Source organism: Altericroceibacterium indicum (genome assembly GCF_009828105.1).
Lineage (GTDB): Bacteria > Pseudomonadota > Alphaproteobacteria > Sphingomonadales > Sphingomonadaceae > Altericroceibacterium > Altericroceibacterium indicum.
Genome location: NZ_WTYQ01000002.1, coordinates 196786 through 207492, shown reverse-complemented (window position 1 = coordinate 207492; position 10707 = coordinate 196786). Strand labels below are relative to the sequence as shown.

Annotated in this window: 8 protein-coding genes; 7 read left to right on the top strand and 1 reads right to left on the bottom strand. The window is 55.1% G+C overall.

Annotation, left to right across the window (positions count from 1 at the left end; genetic code table 11):
* The gene (locus tag GRI39_RS05930) at positions 1-1122 is read right to left on the bottom strand and encodes an efflux RND transporter periplasmic adaptor subunit (RefSeq protein WP_160738799.1); all 1122 of its coding nucleotides are present in this window, start codon (positions 1120-1122) and stop codon (positions 1-3) included.
* 155 nt (positions 1123-1277) lie between these two features.
* Between GRI39_RS05930 and GRI39_RS05925 the strand changes: the two genes are divergently transcribed.
* From GRI39_RS05925 to mdoH, 7 genes are all read left to right on the top strand, one after another.
* Positions 1278-2003 (top strand): response regulator transcription factor, encoded by a 726-nt coding sequence (locus GRI39_RS05925; RefSeq protein ID WP_160738798.1) that lies wholly within the window; start codon positions 1278-1280, stop codon positions 2001-2003.
* On the top strand, positions 2000-3373 hold the full coding sequence (locus tag GRI39_RS05920; protein WP_160738797.1) for an ATP-binding protein: 1374 nt from the start codon (positions 2000-2002) through the stop codon (positions 3371-3373). Before GRI39_RS05925 ends, GRI39_RS05920 begins: the two co-directional genes overlap by 4 nt.
* 155 nt (positions 3374-3528) lie before the next feature.
* The gene (locus GRI39_RS05915) at positions 3529-4755 is read left to right on the top strand and encodes an SAM-dependent methyltransferase (protein WP_160738796.1); all 1227 of its coding nucleotides are present in this window, start codon (positions 3529-3531) and stop codon (positions 4753-4755) included.
* A gap of 188 nt (positions 4756-4943) precedes the next feature.
* A complete protein-coding gene (locus tag GRI39_RS05910; RefSeq protein ID WP_160738795.1) occupies positions 4944-6137 on the top strand; it encodes a TolC family protein in 1194 nt (397 codons plus the stop codon).
* Positions 6130-7359, top strand: a complete 1230-nt coding sequence (locus GRI39_RS05905) for an efflux RND transporter periplasmic adaptor subunit (protein WP_160738794.1) — start codon at positions 6130-6132, stop codon at positions 7357-7359. The genes GRI39_RS05910 and GRI39_RS05905 overlap by 8 nt, the downstream gene beginning before the upstream one ends.
* Positions 7360-7494: 135 nt before the next feature.
* A complete protein-coding gene (locus GRI39_RS05900) occupies positions 7495-8910 on the top strand; it encodes an OpgD/OpgG family glucan biosynthesis protein (protein WP_160738793.1) in 1416 nt (471 codons plus the stop codon).
* Positions 8907-10685 (top strand): glucans biosynthesis glucosyltransferase MdoH, encoded by a 1779-nt coding sequence (gene mdoH / locus GRI39_RS05895; protein WP_160738792.1) that lies wholly within the window; start codon positions 8907-8909, stop codon positions 10683-10685. Before GRI39_RS05900 ends, mdoH begins: the two co-directional genes overlap by 4 nt.
* The last annotated feature ends 22 nt before the right edge of the window (positions 10686-10707 follow it).

Here is a 10707-nt window from a genome sequence, read left to right as displayed (position 1 = left end):
TTATCCGCCGATCTTTACTTTGACCGCTTTGACAGTGTCACCCGGTTTGACCTTGTCAGTGCCTTCAATGATCAGGCGATCCCCAGCCTTCAGGCCAGCCGTGGCAACCCATTTATTTCCGACCGCTTCTGCTGTGGTGACGGTGCGCAAAACCACCTTGTTGTTCTTATCTACGACCAACGCCGTCCCATTGCCTTTGGCATCGCGGGATATTCCCTGCTGCGGAACCATGACAGCATTGGGAATAACCGCTTGAGGCGTTTCAACACGAACGAACATGCCCGGAAGCAATATGCCTTGAGGATTAGGAAAACGTGCCCGCAACGTGACAGTGCCGGAGTCTTCATCGACATCCACTTCACTGAATTCCAGCTTGCCGGGAAGCGGGTACTTCGTGCCATCTTCGAGGATCAAAGTAACGGAGGTGCTGGCCGGGATCACGTCTCCATCCGCAAGTTCTCGCCGCAAACGGAGCAATTGTGCACTTGATTGGGTGATGTCGACGAAAACAGGGTCGAGTTGCTGAATAGTCGCCAGAGCGGCGGTCTGATTGGCCGTCACTAATGCTCCGGGTGTGAAGTTGGATCGCCCGATCCGGCCGGAAATGGGGGCCAGCACCCGTGTGAATTCAATGTTGAGATTGGCCGCTCGCAGATTGGCCTGATATTGGTTGAGTGAAGCCTTTGCCTGCTTGGCTGTGGCTATCGCATCGTCAATATCTTGCTGGCTGACCGCTTCACTCCCCACCAGAGTGCGATAACGATCTGCTTTGGCATTGGCCGCTTGCAGTGTTGCCTTGGCGCTCTCAATCTGCGCGGCGATTTGATCGCGAGAGGCTGAATAGCTGCGAGGGTCAATCTGATATAATTGCTGCCCGGCGCGGACGTAGCTACCTTCCGTGAACAGGCGCTTGCGGATGACACCGTCCACCTGCGGCCTCACTTCTGCCTTGATCGTCGCTGTGATACGCCCGGTTAGCTCAGAGGAAAGCGTGGCATCACCGCTGGTCAAGGTGACATACCCCACTTCAACAGGACCTTTGGGCGACCCTGCCTGTTGGCTGGAACATGCGGTGGCCATTGCTAATGCTGCGGCCATGCCCGCAATACGGAGATAATTCATAACAGAATCCTATTGCGGGGCAGCATGACAAACTCCACCCGCTTGAGGTAATCAAACGTAGAAGATACACCGTTAGCCGTAAGCGTGCGTAGGCGCATGTATCACTATGTATCAGTGATGGGACTTTGCAATTGGCCGCCGCTAATCAGTGGAGAATGAACTCTCCCTCGATCTCAACAGGCAATATCCTAGTCGTAGATGATGACGCTGATATTCGCGAGCTGATTATGGAACAGCTTCAGCGCGAAGCCTATTCTGTGCGAACGGCATCAAGCGTGCAGGAAACGCGTGAGCAGCTCTCTATCATGCCGGCGCATGTGGTAGTGCTTGATCTCAACCTTCCTGATGGCGATGGTCTTATGCTGTGCAGGGAATTGCGATCGGAAGGGTTTGCTGATGCCATCATCATGGTCACCGCGCGCGACAGTGCGATTGACAGGGTGCTTGGGCTGGAGCTTGGAGCGGATGATTATCTTACCAAACCATTTGAACCGCGTGAGCTAACTGCCCGTATCAGAAACCTTTTTCGGCGAATGAGTGTGGTGGATAACAACCGCCCCCGGAATGTGCGTTACGCTATATTCGGACCTTGGCGACTTGATCTTTTGCAGCGCCGTCTGGTCACGATAGATGACCGTCTGGTCATGCTTTCTTCTTCAGAGTTTCGTTTGCTTAACCGCTTTATAGAAGCGCCCAAGCAGGTTCTCTCACGTGAGATGCTGTTGCCCGAACGCGCTGCTACAGTCGCGTTTGACCGATCCATCGATTTACAGGTCAGCCGTTTGCGGCAGAAGCTGGCGAGTGAACCGGAAGGGGATGAACTGATTGTGACGGTGCGCAGTGAAGGCTATCTCTTTGCTGCGGATGTGGCTTTCGAATGATGCGCCTTTGGGCTCGCCTGAGGAGTTATTACGCATCCCTTTCCGGACGGATGACTTTGCTGATGGCAATCGGCATTGCGGGAGCCTCCATAACTTCGCTGCTCGTTGCTGAACATGTACGGCTGAAGGCAGTGGAGGAACTGCAGTATGAGCAGGTCGTTGCCAGCAGTCAGGACATGGCCAATCGTTTTGCGAAAGCCCCCGCAGAAACGGAAAGGTTGCTGCGTGATCACTCTTTATATGGGGTGCGGCTCGCTCTGCCCAATTCAGTAAAAGTGAATGCAAATCATAAACTTGTTAAAATATTCGAAGATTCATTCGAACCGTCGGCCCATCCTCTGATCAGAAAGGTTGCCAGCGATTGCTTTGGCGGGATGTTTAATCCAGTCAATCGGGTGGCAGGCCTGGGTGCCGCACCTGAAGTAGAATGTTGGGATGTTCGATTTGTCGATCAAAATGGTGTGCCGCGAAACATCATGATCGACAAGCCTGTTTTGAGATTCCCCCGAAGTGCTACGCTTGAGCCGATCTATCTCATCATTTTGATCATCGCGAGCGCGCTGCTGTCTTTCTTTCTGGCGCGTCTTACCACCGTTCCCCTGCGGCGCCTGACCTCTGCTGCGCGCAGTTTTTCACTATCGCATGATCCGGAACCGATTGACGAGACCGGCCCGGCAGAAGTTCGAACAGCGTTGGAAACATTCAACGTCATGCAACAGCGTGTGCGCGATGGCTTTCGGGAAAGGACCCAGATGCTGGCTGCCATCGCCCATGATCTGCAAACACCGATGACACGGCTGCGGTTGCGGATAGAGCGAGTACAGGACACTGAACTGCGTGAGCGCCTGATTGCGGACCTTGCTGCGATGCAAGTGTTGGTGCGTGACGGGCTTGAACTGGCGCGTAGTTCTGAAACGCGTGAACCCTGGTCAACGGTTGATCTCAATTCTTTGATCACCAGTCTTGTCGAAGATGCTTATGAAATGGGGTCGCCTGTAACTCTCGTGAAATCCTGTGAGGTGATCGCCCGGATCAAGCCTGATGCACTGTCGAGATGTTTGAATAATCTTATTGAAAATGCAGTGAAATATGGTTCTGCAGCAGAGGTTAGTTGTCGCATTTCAGGCAAGCTCGTTGAAATAGCCATTCGTGACCATGGGCCCGGTTTTCCCGAAGGCCGCATCGATGAAATGATGGAGCCTTTCGTCCGGGGAGAGACCAGTCGCTCACGTGAAACAGGGGGCACCGGTATCGGTCTTGCGATTGTCAAATCGCAAGCTTCCACTTTTGGCGCGATCCTCCAATTGTCGAACCACCCGGAAGGTGGAGGGCTGGCGACATTGCAATTCCCCTTTTTACGTTCCGAATGAAGGTGTTGAGGTCTGGCCAGCTTTACGCAGCGTAGATTTTTGATGTGGATTTTGGTTTGGTTAATATGGGAAAGAGTTTGAAAGCAATTCGATAAACATCACTGGCACTTGATGCCGAGAAACGGCACACGGGTTGGATGAATCTTGGAGGTGAAATGCACGCAAAGCTGATCGATCGAATTCTGGCTCGTATCGTCAAGAAGGGCCGGCTGGTTCTGCGCCACAGCGATGGGCGAGTGATAGATTTTGGACGTGAAGTGGCGGGTTATCCGGACATTGTCATTCGTTTCACGGACGATCAGGTCGCACGCGACATCATTCATGATCCGCGCCTTGGTGCGGGTGAATGCTATATGGATGGGCGGATTGTTATCGAAGTGGGTGACGTCATGCAGTTCGTCCAGCTGATTCAGTCCAACGCGCCATGGGGCAAGCGGGGCAGGCTGCATAAACCAACAGTTTTACGCCGCCTGCGCAACAATGCAGTGTCTCTGGCGCATTCGTTCAACAATGCGACTAAATCACGCAAGAATGTCGCCCATCACTATGATGTCGGCAATGATCTTTACGAGATGATGCTCGATAGCGGTTACATGCAATATAGCTGCGGCTATTGGCCAAGCGACGATATTTCTCTGGAAGAAGCTCAAGTGGCAAAACTGGCGCATATTGCTGCCAAGCTGGCCCTTGAACCGGGCCAGCGGGTGCTTGATATCGGCTGCGGCTGGGGAGGCATGGCGATTTATCTCGCCCAGCATCACAATGTTGAAGTGCATGGCATTACACTCAGCCAGGAACAGCTCGCACTGGCCCAGAAGCGAGCGGAGAAAGCTGGTGTAGCCGACCGTGTGCGTTTCGAGCTGGTGGACTATCGCGATCTGGCTCAGCGTGGCCTGACATTCGACCGGATTGTGTCGGTCGGCATGTTTGAGCATGTCGGTGTGCCACAATTTGACGGATATTTTCGCGCCTGTGCTTCCCTGCTCAAAGATGACGGGGTGATGTTGCTGCACACCATCGGGCGGATGGGCTCTCCCGGCCGGACGGATGCGTTTACGGATAAGTATATTTTCCCCGGCGGTTATATCCCATCACTCAGTGAAACCGTCGCTTCCAGCGAAAAATCCCGCCTGATCGCCACTGATATTGAGACATTGCGGGTCCATTACGCCAAGACTTTGCGTCAGTGGTATCAGCGTTGCATTGAGAATCGCGATGCTATCGTGGCGATGTATGATGAACGTTTCTTCCGCATGTGGACATTCTATCTGGCTGGCGCGACGGCGGCTTTCGAAAGCGGCGGGATGTGCAATTACCAAATCCAATACGCACGCAATCGCTATGCTCTGCCGCTCACACGCAATTATATGCTTGATAAATAAGGTTTGCAGCGCCGGGAGCTACTTTCTCGGCACTGACTGCCCCCAGTGTTATAATCGCAGTGAAATGGGCTTAATTTAAGCGCGCACTGTGCATCTGCAGCATAGACTATTGGCTAAATGGCTCAGCCTGCTATTCCTTGATTGTGTTGACAAAAAATAGATTTTCGCCCGCTGGGCTCGCTCTTGGCTTGGCATTCACGCTGGTTTGCGGCGGTTGCACCACGCAAACCCAGGGTAGTCGGGACTTTTCGGTGAGCCTTGTCCCCGATATTGCTGGCCCTTCTGCTCCGGCAGGAGCTGATCAGCAGGCGCTCGCTCAGTGGTGGCGCAGCTTCAACGACCCCATGCTTGATGGATTGATTGAACAAGGACTGGCCAGCAATCCGGCGGTTGCTGATGCTCAGGCGCAATATGCTCGGGCTGCGAAGAATGCTGGCAGTGCAGGCGGTCTGACCGGCATTTTCAAGAATAAGGAACGTGGGGTAGAGTCGGCAAGCGCCAGCCTTGCGGCAGTTCATTATCGTGAAGCAGAGGTGCGTGCGCGGCTCGCTCAGGATATCGCCCTTGGCTATATTGCGGTTCGGGAACAGCAGCAGATTCTTGCGAGTGTGAAAGGCCGGCTGAATAGTCAGGATGACAATCGCGAAGTGGCCGCTTATCGCCGGAAGGCAGGGCTCGCCCCGGCCTATGATGCTGAGATGGCGCAAGTTCAGCGTGCCCAGACATGGGCCACACTCGGCCAGATGGAAGCAGAGTTGCAGGATCGTCTGGTCAAACTCGCGCAGCTTGTCGGTATGACGCCCGATGATCTGTTGGAGCGGATCGGCTTAGAAGGCTCCATCCCCATTGCTGAGGTTTTGTCCGGTGTGGAAGGGGCAGATGACTTGCCGCTGCGCCGTCCGGATTTGCGTGAGATGGAACGGCAATTGGCCGCTGAATTGATTGCTGCTGGCATATCCAGCGATCAGGTGGACATGGCTCTGGCCGCGCAAAAGAGCGGCTCTGGTGAAACCTTCCCGGCAGAGTTGACCAGCGCCATCACCCGCTACCAGCGCGCGGTTCAAGATGCCGCGCGCGAAGTGGCGCGTTCTGCGCAAACGCTCCAATCCGCCAAGGTGCAGGCTGAAACGCTGGGCGATGCGTTCCAGTCGGCTCAGGCTGCGCTTAAAGATGCCAAGCTCGCCTATAATACCGGATATGGTGATTTTACGCAGATTTATGCTGCAGAAGGGGCGCTGGCATCGATCGAACAGTCACTGGCGCTTTCACAGGCCGATCGTGCCAGTGCATTGGTCGATTATTACACAGCGCTCGGCGGCGGATGGGACGGTTCGGTGCCAGCGACAGGCGCTGTAGCACGGGGCGAGGCGCGCAATGATTGATACAGGCACGCCTGAGAATATCGACCAACTGCTCGATGCCAGGCCGGGAACAAGCCGCCAGCGCGTGATCGTGCGCACCATTGTGGTGATTGCCATTATCGCGCTGGGCTTTTTGATGCTGCGCTTTCTGACAGGGCATGACACGCCCTATATTTTGCACAAGCTGGAACAAGGCGATTTGCAACCGCAATTGACGGCCAAGGGGATCGTGCATTCTTCGGGTGAATTGCAAATTCGGGCGCCCTTTGCCGGATTGGTGACACCTGTGCTTCCAGAGGGGGCCAAGCGTATCACCAAGGGGCAAATTCTTGCCCGGATGGACACCAGCAATTTGCAGGCGCATATTGCCGAAATTCAGGCGCGGGAAGGCACTGCCAAGGCTGAAATACAGGTGGCAGAAGCCAGCCTTGCCGAAGCAAAGGCGCAACTCTCACGGATCGAAAAAGTCTACAAGGAATCGGGTGGCCGGGTACCTTCACGCGGAGAGTTAGAGGTTGCGCGCGCCGATGTGGCCCAAAAGCAATCTGAGGTGGAGCTTGCCCGCCGCCGGGTTGCAGAATGGCAAACCGACATGGCTCAAAGCCGCCAACGTCTGGCAGCCGCAACTATCCGCTCACCGGTTGATGGTTTTCTGATCGAACAGCGTGCTGATGCGGGATATGTCGCCAAAGCCCCAGGCGATGTGCTTTTCGTGATCGCGACCAATATGGGGCAGTTAGAAATTCCGGTAAATGCAGAAGATACCGTGGCCAACGGCCTTGCACAGGGTGCCAGCGCCGACATTGTGATCGACAATATTCCCGGCAAGAGCTTTTCTGGCAGTGTGAAGCGGATTTCTCCCGAACCGGACGCTGGTGATCTTTCCACGCAGCAAGTGGTGGTTGCGGTCAATAATGCAGATCTTGCGATAACACCTGGAATGCGCGCCACGGTTAATATTGCACTGCCAGAGCGCAAGAACGTGTTTCTCGTGCCCAATGCTGCGTTTCATATCGATCCCAAAACGGACCGTGAAATTGCCGATGCCGAGGTTAGCCATGCGACAATTTTCCTCCTTGATGGGGATGATTCTGCCCGCCCGATTGATGTGGTGGTCGGCGCAAGTGACGGGCAACTGACCGAAGTTCGCTCGCCTGATCTCAAATCGGGTGATCTGGTGATAGCAGGCTGGCGCTCGGCACCGGACGATGCGCCTGAAAATTCAGCCGGGAACGCGAATTGACATTTGAGCGTCTCCCTTTCGAGGCTTTCAACAGCTCTAAGGAGACGCAAGCTGACTGGAAATGTCCCTGTAACCCGGCGAAGCGCTTGTAGCTTATTTGCCGGCCTTGTCGCCCTTGCTTCCATTTCACCGGCGATGGCCGCTTCAGGCCGACTTGGCCCTCCACAGAATTTTTCGTGGGATGATCTGAAGAAACGCGCCCGGAAAATGGCGGGGCAGGCTTATAAAGCGCCACCAAAAGCGCGCGATATGGCCAAGGACTTCGACGAATATGTCAAGCTGACTTATGGCGATGGTGAAGCGATTGAAGGCATGGTGCGCTTGTTTCCGGCCGCCAAAACGGTCGCTGAACAACCGGTCATCATGCATGTGGTTGAAGATGGCAAGGCCCGCTTGATCAAAGACACTACCGGCCTGTTTCAGGGCAATGCCCATGCCGATCCGGCTGGTTTCCGGATCATGGATTCAAGCGGCAAGAGCGACTGGATCGCCTTTCTGGGCGCTTCCTATTTTCGTGCGGCGGGGTCACGCGGGCAATATGGCCTGTCCGCCCGTGGCATTGCCGTGAACATCGGTTTGCCGGAAGCAGAAGAGTTTCCTGATTTTACCGAATTCTGGATTGAGCGGGTGGGGACGGATCGCTTTTTTATCTATGCCTTGCTGGATGGGCCGAGTGTAACCGGGGCCTATCGCTTTGATAGCTCCATGACAGATGAAGGCGTCGTGCAAGACATTCAGGCTGCCGTGTTCTTCCGGCAGGATATACGCCGTTTGGGTTTGGCGGTCGAAACCAGCATGTTCTGGTACGATCAGACCAATCATGATGTGCATAAGGATTGGCGGCCGGAAATTCATGATTCCGACGGTTTGGCAATCTGGAGCGGCACCGGGGAGCGCATCTGGCGGCCACTTGCCAATTCCAATACTGCCCGCATCAACACATTCCAAACGCCCAGCCCCAAAGGTTTTGGCCTGCTCCAGCGTGATCAGAAATTCGATCATTATCAGGATGACAGCGTGTTTTATGATCGCCGCCCCGGCCTGTGGGTAGAGCCCAAGGGAGACTGGGGGGAAGGGGCTGTCGTGCTGTATGAAATGCCGACGGACAAGGAAACGGCGGATAATATCGGGGCGTTCTGGACCCCTGCCGAAGCCGCTGTTGCCGGGGGCAGCATGGAGCTGGCCTATAAGTTAACCTGGACATCGCAGGATTTGAGCAAGGGCACGGCGGCGCGCAATGTCGATTTCTTCAAAGGCCCGGCTGGCGCTCCTGGCACACCGCCGATTGAAGGGGCGACCAAATATGTGTTCGATTTTGAAGGCGGCAGTCTCGCCGGGCTGGACCGGCAGAGCGGTGTTGAAATTGTTACGAATTTGCCCGCTTCGGCTGTCTTGTCTTCCAGTGCCTATCCGGTGGTGGGGCGCACCAATTACTGGCGGGCGATGATCGACATTCGTAATGATCTGACAGACCCGCTTGATTGCCGTTTGTTTCTGCGGCGAAACAACGATGCGCTGACGGAAACTGTCATCATGTCGCTTCAACCATGAACACTGCACTGCCTAACCTCCCGTCAGAAGCGCCATTGAAGATGACTTTGCAGAAGCTGGAGGGGAACCCTCCCGGCTCGATTGAAGTCACCACCACGCCGCATGGGTTACTCGCCAAAAGGTTGCTGCTGATTGCGGCAACCGGCGTGCTCGGCATGGCAGCGAGCACGGAAGTGCGCTTTGCTCTGTCGCGTGATGGGTTGGATTTCTTTGAAATTCTGTTGCTGCTATTGTTCGTGCCACTGTTCTGCTGGATCGCTTTTGGTTTTGTCAGTTCAACCATGGGCTTTTTGAAACTGATGACCGGGGATCACCCCGGTTTTACAGCCATCACGGGAAAGGTGGAAAACACCCACCACCGCACCGCCGTGCTTATGCCGGTCTATAATGAAGGTGTCGAAGCGGTGATGGGGCGGGTGGAAGCGATGACTGCTTCGATCGCTGCTGCGGGGGTAGGACCTCAGGTGGATTTCTTCATCCTGTCCGATTCCAATCCTGAACACGGCAAGGAAGAATGGGCTGCATGGGAAGCGATGGCCCCTCATGCGCCGATCAATGTCTATTATCGTCGTCGTGAGAAGAATATTGCCCGTAAGCCTGGCAATATTTCCGAATGGCTGGAGCGGTTTGGCAGCGCTTATGAATATATGGTCATTCTGGACGCTGACAGTCTGATGAGCGGCGACGCGATTTCCGGCATGATTTCAATCATGGAAAAGCGCCCCTCCATTGGCCTGTTGCAGACAGTGCCGATGACGATCAATGCGCGCACTGTGTTCCAGCGCTGGATGCAGTTTGCCGGCTATGCCTATGGCCCGATTGCCTCTGCCGGACTGCTTTGGTGGTCAGGCTCGGAAGCCAATTTCTGGGGCCATAATGCTATTGTTCGGGTCAAGGCTTTTGCTGAAAGCTGTGGCCTGCCCCAATTGGGTGGCAAGCCTCCCTTTGGTGGGCATATCCTCAGCCATGACATGGTGGAATCGGCTCTGCTGCGGCGCCGGGGCTGGGCGGTGCATATGCTGATGATTGACGGCAGTTATGAAGAGTTTCCGCCTACCATCGTTGATAATGCCATTCGGGACCGCCGCTGGATGCAGGGGAACCTTCAGCATTTGCGTTTGCTTGATGCACCGGGCCTTCATTGGGCAAGCCGGATGCATTTGCTGATCGGAGCGTCGGCATATCTTACATCTCCAGCCTGGCTGGTGTTGATTTTGACAGCTATCGCTCAAGTGGCTTTCGAAGGGCAAAACCCGATCACCGAAAGCACGCCGCCAAGTGTGTTATGGCTGACTATTGTGCTGCTGTTTGGCCCCAAGCTGATGGGGCTGACATGGTTGCTTTCCAATAAGGATCGCCGCCAGCGATACGGTGGCGCGGCCTCGATTATCAAATCGGTGCTGCTGGAAATTCCGCTGGCCGTGCTGCTGGCCCCCGTTTCGATGGTCAATCAGCTCCTCGCATTGGGCGAAGTGCTGCTGGGCCGTTCATCCGGCTGGAATGCGCAATCGCGTGAAGCCAAGGGGCTGACAGTGGGGGATGTATTGCCCAATCTGAAGCCGCATATTCTGCTGGGGCTGGCTTTTGCGGCGACTGTTTTCATTGACCCGATCACTGCGGCCTGGCTTTCCCCGCTGACGATTGGCCTGCTGACGTCTCCATGGCTGGTCAGCATGACATCTAACACGGGTCTGGGCGCTGCCCTGGGGCGGAAGGGGTACTTTCAGGTCCCGCCCCCGATCAATGTGGGCCATGTGCCGAGCGAATTGACCTGAGGGTATAATAGGAAAGGCCCCC